Annotated in this window: 11 protein-coding genes and 1 pseudogene; 10 read left to right on the forward strand and 2 right to left on the reverse strand. The window is 67.7% G+C overall.

Annotation, left to right across the window (positions count from 1 at the left end; genetic code table 11):
* Positions 1-91: 91 nt before the first annotated feature.
* From J7367_RS12990 to J7367_RS13030, 9 genes and pseudogenes are all read left to right on the forward strand, one after another.
* Positions 92-1435 (forward strand): annotated as a pseudogene (locus J7367_RS12990) (TldD/PmbA family protein); the annotation flags it as partial.
* A gap of 692 nt (positions 1436-2127) precedes the next feature.
* A complete protein-coding gene (locus J7367_RS12995; protein ID WP_057663585.1) occupies positions 2128-3762 on the forward strand; it encodes a TldD/PmbA family protein in 1635 nt (544 codons plus the stop codon).
* A 14-nt stretch (positions 3763-3776) separates the two neighbouring features.
* Entirely contained in the window at positions 3777-5111 is a 1335-nt protein-coding gene (locus J7367_RS13000; protein ID WP_057663580.1) for a TldD/PmbA family protein, read from the forward strand.
* Entirely contained in the window at positions 5108-5926 is an 819-nt protein-coding gene (locus J7367_RS13005; RefSeq protein WP_057663577.1) for a DUF4159 domain-containing protein, read from the forward strand. Before J7367_RS13000 ends, J7367_RS13005 begins: the two co-directional genes overlap by 4 nt.
* 115 nt (positions 5927-6041) lie before the next feature.
* Positions 6042-7034, forward strand: a complete 993-nt coding sequence (locus J7367_RS13010) for a MoxR family ATPase (RefSeq protein WP_057663574.1) — start codon at positions 6042-6044, stop codon at positions 7032-7034.
* Positions 7035-7047: 13 nt separating this feature from the next.
* Positions 7048-7944, forward strand: a complete 897-nt coding sequence (locus tag J7367_RS13015; protein WP_057663571.1) for a DUF58 domain-containing protein — start codon at positions 7048-7050, stop codon at positions 7942-7944.
* Positions 7945-7987: 43 nt separating this feature from the next.
* The gene (locus J7367_RS13020; RefSeq protein ID WP_057663568.1) at positions 7988-9187 is read left to right on the forward strand and encodes a BatA domain-containing protein; all 1200 of its coding nucleotides are present in this window, start codon (positions 7988-7990) and stop codon (positions 9185-9187) included.
* A complete protein-coding gene (locus J7367_RS13025) occupies positions 9184-11442 on the forward strand; it encodes a hypothetical protein (protein WP_057663565.1) in 2259 nt (752 codons plus the stop codon). The genes J7367_RS13020 and J7367_RS13025 overlap by 4 nt, the downstream gene beginning before the upstream one ends.
* 157 nt (positions 11443-11599) lie before the next feature.
* Positions 11600-13381 carry a carboxypeptidase regulatory-like domain-containing protein gene (locus J7367_RS13030; RefSeq protein ID WP_057663562.1) on the forward strand — a complete coding sequence of 594 codons (1782 nt, stop codon included), beginning with the start codon at positions 11600-11602 and terminating at the stop codon, positions 13379-13381.
* 250 nt (positions 13382-13631) lie between these two features.
* Here the strand turns inward: J7367_RS13030 and J7367_RS13035 are convergent, their stop codons facing one another.
* Both J7367_RS13035 and J7367_RS13040 read right to left on the reverse strand, forming a co-directional pair.
* Positions 13632-14288, reverse strand: coding sequence for a DUF938 domain-containing protein (locus tag J7367_RS13035; protein WP_040092218.1), 657 nt, complete (start codon positions 14286-14288; stop codon positions 13632-13634).
* 177 nt (positions 14289-14465) lie between these two features.
* On the reverse strand, positions 14466-15257 hold the full coding sequence (locus J7367_RS13040) for an EcsC family protein (RefSeq protein WP_057663559.1): 792 nt from the start codon (positions 15255-15257) through the stop codon (positions 14466-14468).
* Between the two features lie 170 nt (positions 15258-15427).
* Between J7367_RS13040 and J7367_RS13045 the strand changes: the two genes are divergently transcribed.
* Positions 15428-15901 carry an SRPBCC domain-containing protein gene (locus J7367_RS13045; protein WP_007970388.1) on the forward strand — a complete coding sequence of 158 codons (474 nt, stop codon included), beginning with the start codon at positions 15428-15430 and terminating at the stop codon, positions 15899-15901.
* Positions 15902-16150 lie beyond the last annotated feature (249 nt).

The raw sequence follows: 16150 nt of genomic DNA on the forward strand, positions 1-16150 counted from the left end.
AACTGGCTGTCGGTAAAGCGGGACTTCTTCATGGAACCTCCTCGAGAAAGGGGACGAGAAAATTCCACTTCTGGCGTCTGCTAATGGGCGGGGGGATTACCGGTTTGCGGCCACCAACACGTTGACCAGCGATGGCGTGGCCACCGCCACGCGGCAGGCGGTGGCCATTGCCAAGGCGAATGCGCGCTTGGGCGGCACGCCGGTGCAGCTGGCGCCGGTGACGCCGGTCGGGCAGGTCAGCTGGAAGACGCCGATCAGGAAGAACGCCATGGGAGTGCCGCTGCAGGACAAGGTGGCTCTGCTGATGGACGTCAACGCCGCTGCGCTCAACGCTGGCGCCACCTTCGTGGCCTCGCGCATGTTTGCGATCAACGAGCAAAAATATTTCGCCAGCAGCGATGGCTCCTACATCGATCAGGACGTGCACCGGTTGTGGCTGCCGTTCACCGTCACCGCAGTGGACAAGGCCAGCGGCAAGTTCCGCAGCCGCGACGGGCTGTCCTCGCCGATGGGCATGGGCTACGAATATCTGGATGGGGATGCCAGCCAGAAGCACCAGCTGCCGGGTGGGCTGATCGGTTACGGGCACAGCTACGACGCGCGCGAAGATGCGATCGCCGCGGCCAGGCAGGCGCGCGCCAAACTCACCGCACCGTCGGTGAAGGCAGGCAAGTACGATCTGGTGATCGACCCGAGCAATCTGTTCCTCACCATCCATGAGTCGGTCGGGCACCCGCTGGAGCTCGATCGTGTGCTCGGTTACGAGGCCAACTACGCCGGCACCAGTTTCGCCACACTGGACAAGCGCGATGCCGGTTACCGCTGGGGCAGCGATGCGGTGACCTTCGTCGCCGACAAAACGCAGACTGGCAGCTTGGGTGCGGTAGGGTACGACGATGAAGGCGTCAAGACCAAGCAGTGGGAGCTGGTGAAGGACGGCATCCTGGTCGATTACCAGTGCACGCGCGATCAGTCGCATCTGCTCGGCAAGACCGCGTCCGATGGCTGTAGCTACGCCGATTCCTGGTCGAACGTGCAGTTCCAACGCATGCCCAATGTGTCGTTGGCGCCAGGCAAGACGCCGTTGGCGGTTGCCGAGATGATCAAGAACGTGGAGCGCGGCTTGTACATCCATGGGCGCGGTTCGTATTCGATCGATCAGCAGCGCTATAACGCGCAGTTCGGCGGGCAGCTGTTCTACGAGATCGAAAACGGCCAGGTCACGCGCTTGGTGGAAGATGGCGCGTACCAGATCCGCACGCCGGAATTCTGGAATGCCTGCAGCGCGGTGTGCGATCAACGCGATTTCCGCCTGGGTGGCTCGTTCTTCGATGGCAAGGGACAACCGAGCCAGGTCTCGGCGGTGTCGCATGGTGCGTCTACCGCGCGCTTCGATGGCATCAATGTGATCAATACCGCACGTTCGTTGGGGTGATTGTCGTTGGATGAGCTGCGCTGCGATTGATGTGGTTGCGCTGACCAATCACATCGGACGCTGCGATTTCCCCTGTTGGAATTGCTGGGCAATTTAGCGATTAGTGCGTCGAGTGCGCGGTGCCCGCATCGCTCGCGGGACACCACGCGAGACAGTTCGTTTGGTGACTTTGTTGAATAGCAACATACTGCGCCAGGCCGATAGCAGCTTCCTGATTGAAGCTCTGCACACCGACCAGCTCGACTGGTCCTTGCCCGCGCACCGTCGCGGGACCCTTGGCGGCATGGATGCCGCCAAGGAGCTTACAAGGACGTACTTGCAGCGTGTCCTGCGAGGGTGGGCAGGCAAGGGCCCTGCCGCAACCCGCAGCGTCGAGTGCGCGGTACCCGCACCAGATGGACCGATCGCTTGGTGAACGCTCGCGTTTTGCTCGACGTGTGCTGGGAAGGAAATCGGTCTGCGCATCCAACACGCGGCAACAGTCATCGAACACCGCCAGCCGCGCTTGCCACGCGTCAGCGCAAGCCCGCAGTGCCACTGGCTCATACGGACCAAGTCTGCATACCTACCCCTGCCGAAAGTCATTTGACGCAGCATTTATCGCCCGGCAAGAATCGGGGATACCGCGCGCAGAGCCATGTGCGTGTCACCACACCACCTGCGCGCCGCGCGGGACTATTGGGGAGTTGCCCGTGCAGCGACGTGATTTCCTGGCCCTCACCGTGCTGACCATGGGCGGGCTGATCGTGCCTGCCTACTTCGGCAAGGCCATTGCCGCCGAGCAGTTGCTGACGCCCTTCGATGTGGGCCGCAAGAAGCGTCTGGCCGATGCCGGCTTGAACGCGGCGCGTCAGGCCGGAGCGAGCTATTGCGATGTGCGCGTTGGCCGCTATTTGCGCCAGTTCGTGATCACCCGCGAGGACAAGGTGCAGAACGTGGTCAACACCGAGTCCATCGGTGCCGGCATCCGCGTCATCGTGGGCGGCGCGTGGGGCTTTGCCGCCACCAACGAGCTCACCGAGCAGGGCGTGGCCAAGGCGGCCGCGCAGGCCGCGGCGATCGCCAAGGCCAACGCCAAGGTGCAGGGCACGCCGGTGCAACTGGCGCCGACGCCGGGCGTGGGCGAGGTGAGCTGGAAGACGCCGATCAAGAAGAACGCGATGGACGTGCCGATCAAGGACAAGGTGGACCTGCTGCTGGGCGTCAACGCCGCCGCCACCGCCGCCGGCGCCAACTTCGTCAACTCGATGCTGTTCGTGGTCAACGAGCAGAAGTATTTCGCCAGCACCGACGGCTCCTACATCGACCAGGACGTGCACCGCATCTGGGCGCCGATGAGCGTGACCGCCATCGACAAGGCCAGCGGCAAGTTCCGCACCCGCGACGGGTTGTCCGCGCCGATGGGGCTGGGCTACGAATATCTCGATGGCGCCGCGTCCGGCAAGTTCGTCTCGCCCAACGGCGTGGTCAATTACGGCTTGTCGTACGACATGAAGGAAGACGCGATTGCGGCGGCCAAACAGGCGCAGGAAAAGCTCAAGGCGCCCTCGGTCAAGCCCGGCAAGTACGACCTGGTGCTGGATCCCTCGCACACCTGGCTCACCATCCACGAGTCGATCGGTCACCCGCTGGAGCTGGACCGCGTACTCGGCTACGAAGCCAATTACGCCGGCACCAGCTTCGCCACACTGGACAAGCTCAAGGCCGGTTTCCAGTACGGCAGCGACAAGGTGCATATCCTGGCCGACAAGACGCAGGCAGGCAGCCTCGGCGCGGTGGGCTACGACGATGAAGGCGTCAAGACCAAGCAGTGGGACCTGATCCGCGACGGCAAGCTGGTGGACTACCAGGCCATCCGCGATCAGGCGCATATTCTGGGCAAGACCGCCTCCGATGGCTGTTGCTATGCCGACTCGTGGTCGAGCGTGCAGTTCCAGCGCATGGCCAACGTGTCGCTGGCCGCCGGCAAGACGCCGCTGAGCGTGAGCGATCTGATCAAGAACGTGGAAAACGGCATCTACATCATCGGCGATGGCTCGTTCTCGATCGACCAGCAGCGTTACAACGCGCAGTTCGGTGGCCAGCTGTTCTACGAAATTAAGAACGGCGCCATCACCCGCATGCTCGAAGACGTGGCCTACCAGATCCGCACGCCGGAATTCTGGAACGCCTGCAGCGCCGTGGCCGACCAGCGTGACTACCGCCTGGGCGGTTCGTTCTTCGACGGCAAGGGCCAGCCGAGCCAGGTCTCGGCGGTCTCGCACGGTTCGTCCACCGCCCGCTTCGATGGCATCAACGTCATCAGCACCGCCCGCTCGCTCGGCTGACAGGAGAAACCCACATGAGCATCCTTACCGAAGCGCAGGCCAAGGCCATTCTGGACAAGGTCATCAAGCTGTCCAAGGCCGACGAGTGCACCGCCACGCTCACCGGCTCGATCGACGGCAATATCCGTTTTGCGCTCAACAACGTCTCCACCAGCGGCATCGTCGACAACACCGACCTGCAGGTGCAGGTGGCGTTCGGCAAGCGCGTGGGCGTTGCCACGATCAACGAGTTCGACGACGCCTCGCTGGAACGGGTGGTGCGTCGCGCCGAAGACCTGGCGCGGCTGGCTCCGGAAAATCCGGAATTCATGCCGGCGGTCGACAAGCAGACCTACAAACCCAGCCCCACCTTCAGCGAATCCACCGCAGCGGTGGACCCGGCGTTCCGCGCGCAGGTGGCGGCCGATTCGATCGCCCCGTGCAAGGGCAAGGGCCTGATCGCCGCAGGCTTCCTGGAAGATGGCCAGAGCTTTACCGCATTCGCCAACAGCAAGGGCAATTTCGGTTACCAGCGCGGTGCGCGCTTCGACTACACCTGCACCGTGCGTACCGAAGACGGCCGCGGCTCGGGCTGGGTGGGCCGCAATCTGAAAGACGCCGCCGACTTCAAGGCCGAGCAGGACATCCGCATTGCGATGCGCAAGGCCAGCGATTCGGCCGACGCCAAGGCGCTGGAGCCGGGCAAGTACACCGTGATCCTGGAGCCGGCCGCGGCAGCGGGGCTGATTTCCTTCATGATGAATTTCTTCGACGCACGCCGCGCCGATGAGGGGCGCAGCTTCCTGTCCAAGAAAGGCGGCGGCAACAAGCTGGGCGAGCAGGTCTACGACCCGCGCGTGAACATCACCGCCGATCCGTGGGATCCGCGTGCGGCGGTGATGCCGTGGGACGAAGAAGGCCTGCCGCGCGAAAAGATGGCCATCGTGGAAAACGGCAAGATCGCCAACCTGCAGTATTCGCGCTTCTGGGCACAGAAGAACGGCAAGCGCGCGGTCGGCGAACCAGGCAATCTGTTGATGGCCGGTGGCGAGAAGAACATCGCCGAGCTGGTGCGCGGCACCGAGAAGGGCATCCTGGTCACGCGGACCTGGTACATCCGCATGGTCGACCCGCAGACGGTGCTGCTGACCGGGCTCACCCGCGACGGCACCTTCTACATCGAGAACGGCCAGATCAAGTACCCGGTGAAGAACTTCCGCTTCAACGAATCGCCGGTGATCATGCTCAACAACATCGACGAGTTGGGCAAGCCGGTGCGCGTGGCCGGCGACGAATCCAACTTCGTGATGATGATTCCGCCGATGCGGCTACGCGACTTCACGTTTACCTCGTTGTCGGATGCGGTGTGACTGAGGGCCGGGAATTGGGAGTGGGGAATCGGGAATGGGAGAGCGGGAGCCGCTCCACTCAACCTGAGCGTTCACCAGTGCTTCCGGTTCCCGGTTCCCTCCCAGCGACGACATCGCGCCGTCGTTTCCTTGGCCTGCTGCTCGGCAGCGTCTCCACGTTGGCGTTGGCGCTGCCGCGGCAAGCACGTGCGGCCGGGGCTTACGATTTCTGGTTTACCCGGTTGCGCTACGACTCCGGCGATTGGGATGTGGATGCGCGCATGCCGTCCAACCTGATCACCTCGTTGATCGACTACACCCAGCTGCGCGTGGATCCGCAGGAACATGTGCTGGATCTGGCCGACCCCCGCATGTTGCAGGCGCCGTTCTGCTATCTGTCCGGGCACAAGCTGGTGGAGTTCAACCCGGCCGAGCGGCGCAATTTCGAGCGCTATGTGCGCAACGGCGGCTTCGTGTTCGTGGACGATTGCAACCACGATATCGATGGTTTGTTCGCCACTTCGTTCGAAGCGCAAATGACCTCGATCTTCGGCAAGAGCGCGCTGCAGAAACTGCCCAAGAACCATCGGCTCTACAGCGCCTTCTTCGCCTTCCCCGATGGCCCGCCGGCAACCGGTTTCGAGCTCAATGGCTGGGGCGACGATCTGGTGCACGACTATCTCAAGGGCATCAGCATCGATGGCCGCCTCGGGGTGCTATACAGCAACAAGGATTACGGCTGCGAATGGGATTACGACTGGCGCAACAAGCGTTTTCTGGCCGAAGACAACACCAAGTTCGCCGTGAACATCGTGATGTATGCGTTGACCAATTGATCGCGGCATGTCGATCGCCCTGCAGGAGCACGCTCGCACGCGATGAAAATGTATCTGTGAAGCATCGCGCGCAGGCGCGCTCCTACATCAGCAGCCATCCAACGAGATCTCCCGTATGAACGCCCCCAACCACGACATCCTCGCCGCGCAACGTGCCCAGCTGGGCACGTTGCGCGCGGCCCTGGCCCAGGCGGTGGTGGGCCAGGACGCGGTGGTGGAGCAATTGCTGATCGGCCTGCTCGCCGGCGGCCATTGCCTGCTGGAAGGCGCGCCTGGCCTGGGCAAGACGCTGCTGGTGCGCTCGCTGGGGCAGGCGCTGGAACTGCAGTTTCGCCGCGTGCAGTTCACGCCCGACTTGATGCCCAGCGACATCCTGGGCACCGAGTTGCTGGAAGAAGACCACGGCACCGGGCATCGGCATTTCCGCTTTCAGCAGGGGCCGATCTTTACCAACCTGCTGCTGGCCGACGAACTCAACCGCACCCCGCCCAAGACGCAGGCCGCATTGCTGGAAGCGATGAGCGAACGCACCGTCAGCTATGCCGGCACCACCTATGCGCTGCCGGCACCGTTCTTCGTGCTGGCCACGCAGAACCCGATTGAACAGGCCGGCACCTACCCGTTGCCGGAAGCGCAGCTGGATCGCTTCCTGCTGCATGTGCGCGTGGGTTACCCCAGCGAACAGGAAGAGCGCGACATCCTCAGCCAGACCACCGGCAGCGCAAGCGCGCAGGTGCCCAAGGTGATGGACGCGGCCAGCGTGCAGGCGCTGCAGCAGCACGTGCGGCAAGTGCATGTGGGCGCGGAGTTGCTGACCTGGATCAACCGCCTGGTGCGTGCCAGCCGTCCCGGCCCGCAGGCCAGCGACGAGGTGCGCCAGTGGATCAAATGGGGCGCCGGCCCACGTGCGGGGCAGTCGCTGGTGCTGGCGTCCAAGGCGCGCGCACTGCTGCACGGCCGCTTTGCAGCCACCCGCGAAGACGTGGTGGCGCTTGCGGCGCCGGTCATGCGCCACCGCCTGTTGCTCTCGTTTGCGGCCGAGGCCGAACAACGCACAGCCGACGACGTGGTCGCCGCATTGCTGCGTGCCGTGCCATTTCCGGCGTGAGGCCTAGCGCGGCGTGAGTGTGGACGTGCCGGCATTGATTCCCAGCGACGTGCGCAGCCGCCTGCGTGGTCTGCAGCTGCGTGCGCGTCACGCACAGGGTGCGCACGGCATCGGCCAACACGCCAGCCGCAGCCGCGGCGCCGGGCTGGAATTCGCGCAATACCGCGCCTATGAACCGGGCGATGCGCTGCGCCAGATCGACTGGAAGCTCTACGCGCGCTCGGACCGCTTCTTCGTGCGCGAAGCCGAGCGCGAAAGCCCGCTGACGCTGTGGTTGTTGCTCGATGCCACTGCCTCCGCCGGCCAGGCCGATCACGCGCGCCCCGGCGGCACGCGCCTGCAGGCGATGGCGACGCTGGCCGCCTGCGCTGCAGAAATCGCGCTGCAGCAGGGCGATCAGGTCGGCCTGTTCGCGGTACACGGCGGCGGGCTGGTGGCAGTGCCGGCCGGCGCCGGGCCGCGGCAACGCGACCGGCTATGGCTGGCCCTGCATGGATTGCGCGCCGGGGGGCGTTGGCCGGGCATGGCCGCCGTGCGCCCGCTGTGGGAACGCATCGCCACGCATGCGCTAGTGCTGTCGATCGGCGATGGCTTCGACGAAGAACTCAACGCTGCACTGGAAAAACTCGCCGCCGCGCGCCGCGAGGTCATGCAACTGCAGGTACTGACCCGCGACGAACGCGATTTCGATTTCAGCGGCGGGCACCGGTTTCGCGATCCGGAAACCGGCGAAGAATTGCTGGGCGATGGCGCGGCCATGCGCGCCGAGTATTTGCAACGCTTCGGTGCTGCACAGCGCGCGCAACAGGCGCGCTGGCGGGCCGCCGGCATCGCACATGCACTGCATCATCTGGACGCTGCACCCGACGCGGCGTTGCGCCAGTTGTTCGGGCAAGGCGCGCAGCGATGAGCTGGCAGGTCGGCCGCGAGCATGTCGCCAAGCGGGTGCCGCGATGAACTTGCTGTTGCTTTTCCCCGCCGGCCTGGCCGCGCTGGCCGCGTTGCTGCTGCCCTTGCTGATCCATCTGGCCCGGCGCAGCGAACACCGGCCGACCGACTTCGCCGCGTTGCGCTGGTTGCGTGCGATACCGCGCCCACGCCACCGCGTGCGTTTGGACGAATGGCCGCTGCTGCTGGTGCGCTTGCTGCTGCTGGCCGCCGTGGCGCTGCTGCTGGCCGAACCGGCCGTGCGCGATCATGACGATGTTCGCCCACGCATTGCGCTCAGCCCAGGGGTGGATGTGGCCGCCGCACGCCAGCTGAGCCACGCCGCGGACGCGCACTGGGTATGGCTGGCGCCGGGCTTCCCTCCGGTCGATGCCGATGCCTATGCCGAGACCCCCAAGACTCTCGCCACGCCTGCGGGCGCGACGCAACCGGTCTCCAGCCTGTTGCGCGAGCTCGATGCCAGCCTGCCGCCAGATGCGGCGCTCAGCGTGATCGTGCCGTCCCAGTGGGGCCCGCTGGATGCGCAACGGCTGCAGCTGTCGCATCAGGTGCGGTGGCAGGTCGTGCCCGGCCAGTCGCCGCTTGCGGCGCCCGCCGCTGCCGCGCCGCTGCGCCTGCAGGCGATTGCCGACGACAGCGCCGCGCCGGCCCTGCGCTATCTGCGCGGCGTGCATGCCGCCTGGGCGCTGCCGGGCAGCTTGCCGGTGGGCACGCCGGCCGATGCGCAGCCTTCGCGCTGGCAGCCCGGCACCGTGGTGGCATGGCTCTCGCGCAGTGCCCCGCCGGCGCCGGTGATGGCCTGGGTCGCAGCCGGTGGGCAGCTGGTGCTGGATGCGCAGACACCCCTCCCGCCCAACCTCGCCGCGACGCTGCAGCCCGTGCAACAGGCTACGTCGGGCGAGCCATTGCTCGATGCCGCAGCGCGCGGCCGCGGACGCGTGTTGCGCTGGGCCGCACCGCTGCAGCCGCAGCAACTGCCGGCGCTGCTGGATGCCGATTTCCCCACCCGCCTGCACGACGCCCTGCAGCCGCTGCCCACACCGCAGCGCGCGCTGGCGCAGACCCAGCAACCGCAACGCGGTGCCGCCAGCCGCCTGAGCACCGCACCGTGGCCGCTGGCGCCGTGGCTGATCGGCCTGGTGCTGCTGCTGTTCGCGCTCGAACGCTGGCTGGCCACCGCGCCGCGCCGGGCCACTCCCGCATGAGCACGCCGGCACTGCAGCGGGCGTGGCAGGCAGCACGGCGGCGACAGGCCGCAAGCGTGCTGCTGTTCGGGCTGCCGCTGGCAGCGGTGCCGGCGGCGCTGGCATGGCGCGCCGGTGCGCAGGCAACCGCGGTGGCGCTGCTGCTTCTGGGCCTGCTGGCACTGGGCGGCGTGGCGCTGCTGGCCGCGCGGCGGCTCGACCAGAGCTGGCTGATCCGCCGGCTGGATCGCGATGCAGACCTGGAAGACAGCAGCGATTTGCTGTTCGCCCCGGCCGCCCGGCTCGGTCCGCTGCAGACCCTGCAACGGCAACGGCTGGAGCAGCGCCTGCGCAGCAGCCCACGCGATCTGCGCCCGGCCTGGCCGTGGCGCCGCGCCTGGCCCTGGAGCGTGCTGGGTGTGCTCGCCTGCGCCGCGCTGGCGCTGTGGCCACATCCGGCCCCCCAACGTACGCTGCCGGCCGACCGCGTGGCCGCCGCGCGTGCCAGCAGCGGCGCGCCCACGCTGCGGCAGGCGCAGCTGCGCAGCAGCCCGCCGGCCTACACCGCTCTGCCCGCCGCGCGCCTGCCCGGCCTGGATGCGAAAGTGCCGGCCGGCACCCGGCTGGACTGGCAACTGCAGGTCGGCCCGGCGCCGCGCAGCGTGGCCCTGCGGCTCACCGACGGCAGCACCATCGCGCTGGCCCGGCAAGGCAGTGGCGATATCTGGCAGGGCCACTGGGTCGCCGAGCGCGCCAGCCTGTACCGCATCCTCATCGACGGCGCGCCGGCCGACCGCCAGCTGCATCGGCTGGACGTGCTGCCCGACCGCCCACCGCAGGTGCGCGTGCTTGCGCCCGAGCAGAGCCTGGTGCTGTGGTCCCCGGCCGCCCGCACCTGGACGCTACGCTTCGAGGCCAGCGACGACTACGCGGTGGCCACCAGCGCCGAGCTGCGCCTCACCCTGGCCCAGGGCAGCGGCGAAAACATCACCTTCAGCACCCAGCGCCGCACGCTGACCGGCAGTGGCCCGGCCAGGCAACGCAGCTTCGCCATCACCCTGGAGCCGCACGCGCTGGGCATGGCCGCGGGCGACGACCTGATTGCCCAGCTCATCGTCCACGACAGCCGCCAGCCGGGCCCGCAGGAAGGCCGCAGCGCCAGCGTGATCCTGCGCTGGCCGCCGCCCGAACAGACCATGGCCGCCGGCCTGGAAGCCAGCGTCAAGCAGACCTTGCCGGCCTACTTCCGCAGCCAGCGCCAGATCATCATCGACGCCGAAGCGCTACTGAAGGAGAAACCGCGCCTGGACGCGGCCACCTTCCTCAAGCGCTCGGACGCCATCGGCGTGGACCAGCGCCTGCTGCGGCTGCGCTACGGCCAGTTCCTGGGCGAGGAAAGCGAGGGCGCGCCGCAAGGGCCGCCGACTGCCGACGCGCCGCCCACCAGCGACGCCCCGGCCGACGAGTTGCCCACCGCCGATGCGCCAGGCGCGCCCGCCGCTTCGAACACGCACGCCGGGCATGACCACGACGATCACGCTCATGACGCCCACGCCGCCGCACCCGGCGCTGCCGCACTGGACGACGACCACGACCACGATCACGGCGGCAGCGACGGCCGGCCCGAGCGCAGCCGCTTCGGCCAGGCGGAAAACGTGCTGGCCGAATTCGGCCATACCCACGACCACGCCGAAGCCGCCACCCTGCTCGACCCGCAGACCCGCGCCCTGCTGCGCGCCGCGCTGGACCAGATGTGGCAATCCGAAGGCGAGCTGCGTCAGGGCCACCCCGAGCGCGCGCTGCCGTACGCCAACAAGGCGCTGGGCTTCATCAAACAGGTGCAGCAGGCCGAACGCATCTACCTGGCGCGCGTGGGCGCGCAATTGCCGCCGATCGACCCCAGCCGGCGTCTGAGCGGCGATCGCGCCGGCCTGGGCGACCGCGCCGCCGGGCTGGACACCCGCCCGGACCCGGACCCGTCCGCGCTGCAGCTGTGGGATGCGTTGGGCGAGGCGGCCCCAGTGCCCGACGCCACCCTGGCCCGTTACGCACAGTGGCTGCAGACCAAGCAAGACAGCCTGCACGACCCGCTGGGCCTGGCCGCCGCCGTGGAAACCCTGCGCGCCGAACCCGATTGTGCCCGTTGCCGCGCCCAGCTTCGCGCCCAGGTCTGGCGCACCCTGCTCGCCCCGCCGGCAGCACCACACCGCCGCGCCGCGCCCGACCCGCGCGGCCAGCGCTACCTGGATGCGCTGCGGCAGGAGACCCCGCCGTGAGTCCCACCCTGATCCGCCTTCTTCCGGTGCACCGGTCGTTCGGACCGGTGTCGTCTGTAGACATGGCAGCAAGCGGTCCGCTGGCGTGCGCGCGGTCCGCATCGCCAACGCTGCACGACGGGCGCTCTCTGGATGCATTGCGCCGGGAGCGCCAACGATGACGCTCTCCTCGCCCTGGTTGGTCGGCGCGGCATTGCTGCTGATCGCCATCATCGGCTGCATGCGCCTGGTGCGGGCGCACCAACGGCAACCGTATTTACGCACCCGGCTCTGGCTGCTGCTCGCCGCCCAACCGTTGCTCGCTGCATTGCTCTATCCGGTGCTGCTGCCCCCGCCACGCGCCGGTACCGGTGGCGAACTACATGTCGCCACCGCCGGCACCGCCGCCGGGCAGGTTTCCACGGGCGACCTGGCGCGCTGGGTCGCCTTGCCCGAAGCACCCGCATTACCGGGCGTGATGCGTGTGCCGGACCTGGCCACCGCACTGCGGCGCGCACCCGGGACCACGGCGCTGGTCGTGCATGGCAGCGGCCTGCCCGCCCGCGACCGTGAGGGCCTGAACATTCCGCTGCGACTGAAGCTCAATCCCGCCCCACGCGGCCTGGTTGCGGTCTGGCCACCGCCACCAGTGTCCCCGGGCGACACCATTGCGGTGGCCGCGCAAGTGCAAGGCCTTCCCGACGCGCACGTGGAACTGCTCGATCCGGCCGGGCAGGTCGTGGACAGCGCCGTGGCCGATCGCGCCGGCCGCATGCGCCTGCGTGGCCTGGCGCGCGCGCCGGGCCAGGTGCTGTTCGCCGTGCGTGCACGCGATGCCGCCGGTGCAGAACGCAGCCGCGTGGAGGTGCCGGTGCTGATCGCTGCCATGCCGACAGCGCGTGTGCTGCTCCTGGCCGGCGCGCCGCAGCCGGAACTGAAGTACCTGCGCCGCTGGGCCAGCGATGCCGGGCTGGAGGTGCGTAGCCAGATCGCGGTCGGCCCCGGGGTGCAGCTCGGCGAGGGCGCCGCGCTGGATGCGGCCAGCCTGGACCGGCTCGACCTGCTGATCGTCGACCCGCGCCGCCTGGTGGCGCTGGGCCCTGCGCAGCGCCAGACCCTGCGCGCGGCGATCCAGCGCGGCCTGGGCGTGCTGGTGCGCACCGACGGGCCGCTGGATGCCGGCACCCGCGCCGCCCTGGCCGAGCTGGGCCTTGCCATCATCGGCGGCGGCACCAGCAGCCCGGTGCCCGCACCGCAGCGGCTCTCGCCGCCGGTCGCAGCGGCCGATCCTGCTAGCGGCCCTGGCGACGCCCCGACGCTGGCGCCGCTGCAACGTCGCGACCTGCAACCGCAAGCCACCGACGCCCTGGTCGCCGCCCGCGCCGACGATGGCAGCGCCCTGGGCTGGTGGCGCGCCCAGGGCCGCGGGCGCATCGGCATCGGACTGGTCGAAGACAGCTTCGCGCTGGTGCTGGCCGGCCGCAGCGATCTGCATGCCGCGCTCTGGGCGCAGTTGTCTGCCGCCGTCGCCCGCCCGGGCGGTGCGCTGCCCACCCCGGTGCAGGACGGCTGGTCGCAACAACGCATGACCCTGTGCGACCTGCGCGCCGACGCCTGGGTGACCGACCCTGACCGGGCTCGCCACCCATTACTGCCGGAGCGCAATGGCGACGGGCCGCGTTGTGCCGGCTACTGGCCAACAACCCCCGGCTGGCATCGCCTGGATAGCAGCAGCACGCACCGCTGGCTCTATGTCCGCGCGCCTAACGACGCGCAAGCCATGTACGCCCAGCAACTGCGCGCAGCGACCATTGCGCTGACAGGCGGCACTTCCTTCGCCCCCTTCGCCACACCTGCTACACAACCCGGCGCGCGCTGGCCGTGGCTGCTGGCCTGGCTCAGCGCGGCCGCGGCGCTGTGGTGGTTTGAGCGGAGGCGACCTTCGCAACGGCTGCCGTAACAAGCGCTTGAACGTAGGAAAGGCAGCGTTGCAGATTGACGTTGCCAGGGCGGAATAGCCTGCTGCACAGAGACGCGCGTGGTCTTGAACCTCGCGATGCGATTCGGAGCAGACGGCTTGCCGGTGCGTCATTTGCGCATCGCATTACGCATGCGCGTTGGCCTCCGCACGCGCATGCGCAGGCTACGCGGTGAGACTTTGCGCCGACCCAACAACATGCCCATCCACTACGCTCAGCAGTGCCGGCGATTCAATTCGCCACCGTCACGCGCCGCCACACCCTGCAATGATTGTTGGCCGGCAACGCGACATCGTCGATCAACTGCAATCCCACCGACGCCGCCAATGCATCCACTGCTTCCGCATCGCGAAGACCCGAGGCACGGTCGCGCTCGCGCAGCATGGTGTCGAAGGCGCGATTGCTGCCGCTGGTGAATTGCCCATTGCGATTGAATGGCCCGTAGATCGCCAGCACTGCATCGGGCGCCATCACCGCCGGCAATCCGGCAAACAAGGCCTGCACCTGCGGCCAGCCCATGATGTGCAAGGTATTGGCGCTGTAGATCGCATCGAAGCCGCGCTGGCCGTCACGCAGCACCGGCAGGCTGGGCGGCGGTGCAAGCCCGGGTGTGGGCATGGGCACGGCCTGCAACGGAATCGGTGGCGGCGTGTTCGGCAGTGCCGCCTCGTCCAGCCATTGCCGCATGCCAGCAAGATGCTCGAGGTGATCGCTGGCCTGCCACTGCAACCACGGCATCGCCGCAGCGAAATGCACCGCGTGTTGTCCGGTGCCCGCACCGATTTCCAGCACTTGCTGCCGGTCGGCAAAATGCGTGCGCAACACCTCGAGAATCGGGTCGCGGTTACGCGCGGACGCTGGCGAAAACGGTTTGGGCATCATCGGCATCTGTCGTGGTTGCGGCGATTATCGCGCGCACCGATTGCTCGGCAGCAACCGTTCGGTGAACAGGATGCCGCGACCTGGTGCCCGCAGCGCATTGCGTTGAGCGGGCGTCGCCGATGGCTGCGGCACCCACTGCACGACGACCTCGCTCATCCTGACCTTCGCATGCAGCGGTACGCATCACCGCGGCGGCAAGGCCTCATACGCACGCCGCACCGCCTTTTCGCCGAAGCGACGCTCCAGCCGACGCACGATGAAATGTCCGCGCGCCATCGCCTGGAAATGGCGCATGAACACGGTATTGAGCGTGGCGCCGCTGACCGCGCCGACCAGCGGCACCGCCTGTACGGCGAGTTTTTCGCCCACGTTGACCGAAAACTTCGCCGCGATGCGCGAGACCAGCGAGACCAGCGCCGGTGCACCCTTGCTGGCGAAGCCGTGCGCGGCCACGTAGCTGGCCGCGGCGCTCAATTGCTGCGCCATCGCCGCACGCACCGCGAAATAGCCCGATTCTGCGCCGTCGTCGCTGGCACTGCGCCCGCCATGCGCCAGCACTTCCAGGCACGCCAGCGCGGTTTCCGGGTCGTGCAGCGATTCGCCTTCGGCACGGGCGATATCGGCGATGGAGCGCAGCATCACCGTCGTGGTCACCGGCAGCTCCACCATCAAGCCCGGCAGGCCGAAGAACCCGCCTGCGCCGCCGGAAACCGCCACCGCCAACGTATGCCGCGTCGTGGATGCCGGTTGCTGCGCATCGGCCTTGCCGCGCAGGCTCAGCAACCCCGATTTCATCGCCACCTGCAGTGCGCGACGGGTCACGCCGTCGATGCTGCGGGTCACCACCTTGGGAAGCCGTTTGGTGATCAGGCTCTCGATCGGCGCGCCCAGCGCATTGGCCAGTTGCGCTGCCACGCCGGGGTTTTCCAGCAATGCGTGGGCCGTGGCCAGATCGCGCTGCGCAGCAGCGTCCATCACCGGTATCGGAAGCGTTGTCATGCCTGCTCATCATGGTTGGGACCTGGCCGATGGTACCCAGCGCGATGTGAGTGCCGCACAAGCGAACTGGACCCTGTTGGGCCTGCAGCGCAATTGGCTGTTAAAATGCGGCAATCATCGGCGTCCAGGCAGCGAATGCTCACCAGATGAATTGCGATATCCGCCACAGCATCGTCATTGCCGCCGCGCCGGAAGTGGTCTCCGCTGCGTTGTCCGAGCCCAGGCAGCTTGCGCGTTGGTGGACCCGCGAAGTGAGCCTGGCCGACGATCTGGTGCGCCTGGACTGGAGCCGGCAGGGCTGGCGCGTGGAACTGAGTATCGACGAAGGCGCCGATCACCAACTGGTGTGCTGGCGCTGCCACGACTCCAACATGCTCGACACCGATGCCTGGAAAGGCACGGTAATGCGTTTTGAACTGCGCTCCATCAGCCAGGGCACGCAGGTGGATTTCGTGCAGTCCGGCTACCGCGATTCGCCGTGCAGGGAGGCCTGCGCGCGGGGCTGGCGTTTCTTTCTCGGCAGCAGCCTCAAACGCTATGTGGAAACCGGCGAAGGCGCGCCGTCGGCCGATATGCAGATACCCGAGTTGCCAGCGCAGAACCCGCACACCCCGCGCTAAGGGCGGCAGCGGCGAGCCGCAGCATCGGTCAACGCGCTGCGTCGATCACGGGCAACAGCGTGCCGACCTGAAACTTGGCGAAGTTTCCATCGATCCTGTGCGTGTCGAACAAGAACAGCCAACAAAGCGGCTGCGCAGATTGCCAAACGGTTGCTCGCGACGATTTGCTAGCCCTCCAGCCGTCATCTCGAGGTCCTGGCCCTCGCTCCGCCTTCAAGTTGGCAGCGATGCGCAGCGCCATCGCCGGCA

The organism is Xanthomonas sp. D-36-1 (assembly GCF_017746155.1).
GTDB lineage: Bacteria > Pseudomonadota > Gammaproteobacteria > Xanthomonadales > Xanthomonadaceae > Xanthomonas > Xanthomonas cissicola.

Bases quoted from the DNA above. Each gene is read 5' to 3' on its own strand.
- J7367_RS13030 (WP_057663562.1), top strand. From the start codon at position 11,600: ATGACGCTCTCCTCGCCCTGGTTGGTCGGCGCGGCATTGCTGCTGATC.
- J7367_RS13010 (WP_057663574.1), top strand. From the start codon at position 6,042: ATGAACGCCCCCAACCACGACATCCTCGCCGCGCAACGTGCCCAGCTG.
- J7367_RS13020 (WP_057663568.1), top strand. From the start codon at position 7,988: ATGAACTTGCTGTTGCTTTTCCCCGCCGGCCTGGCCGCGCTGGCCGCG.
- J7367_RS13035 (WP_040092218.1), bottom strand. From the start codon at position 14,288: ATGCCGATGATGCCCAAACCGTTTTCGCCAGCGTCCGCGCGTAACCGC.
- J7367_RS13000 (WP_057663580.1), top strand. From the start codon at position 3,777: ATGAGCATCCTTACCGAAGCGCAGGCCAAGGCCATTCTGGACAAGGTC.
- J7367_RS13045 (WP_007970388.1), top strand. From the start codon at position 15,428: ATGAATTGCGATATCCGCCACAGCATCGTCATTGCCGCCGCGCCGGAA.
- J7367_RS13040 (WP_057663559.1), bottom strand. From the start codon at position 15,257: ATGGACGCTGCTGCGCAGCGCGATCTGGCCACGGCCCACGCATTGCTG.
- J7367_RS13025 (WP_057663565.1), top strand. From the start codon at position 9,184: ATGAGCACGCCGGCACTGCAGCGGGCGTGGCAGGCAGCACGGCGGCGA.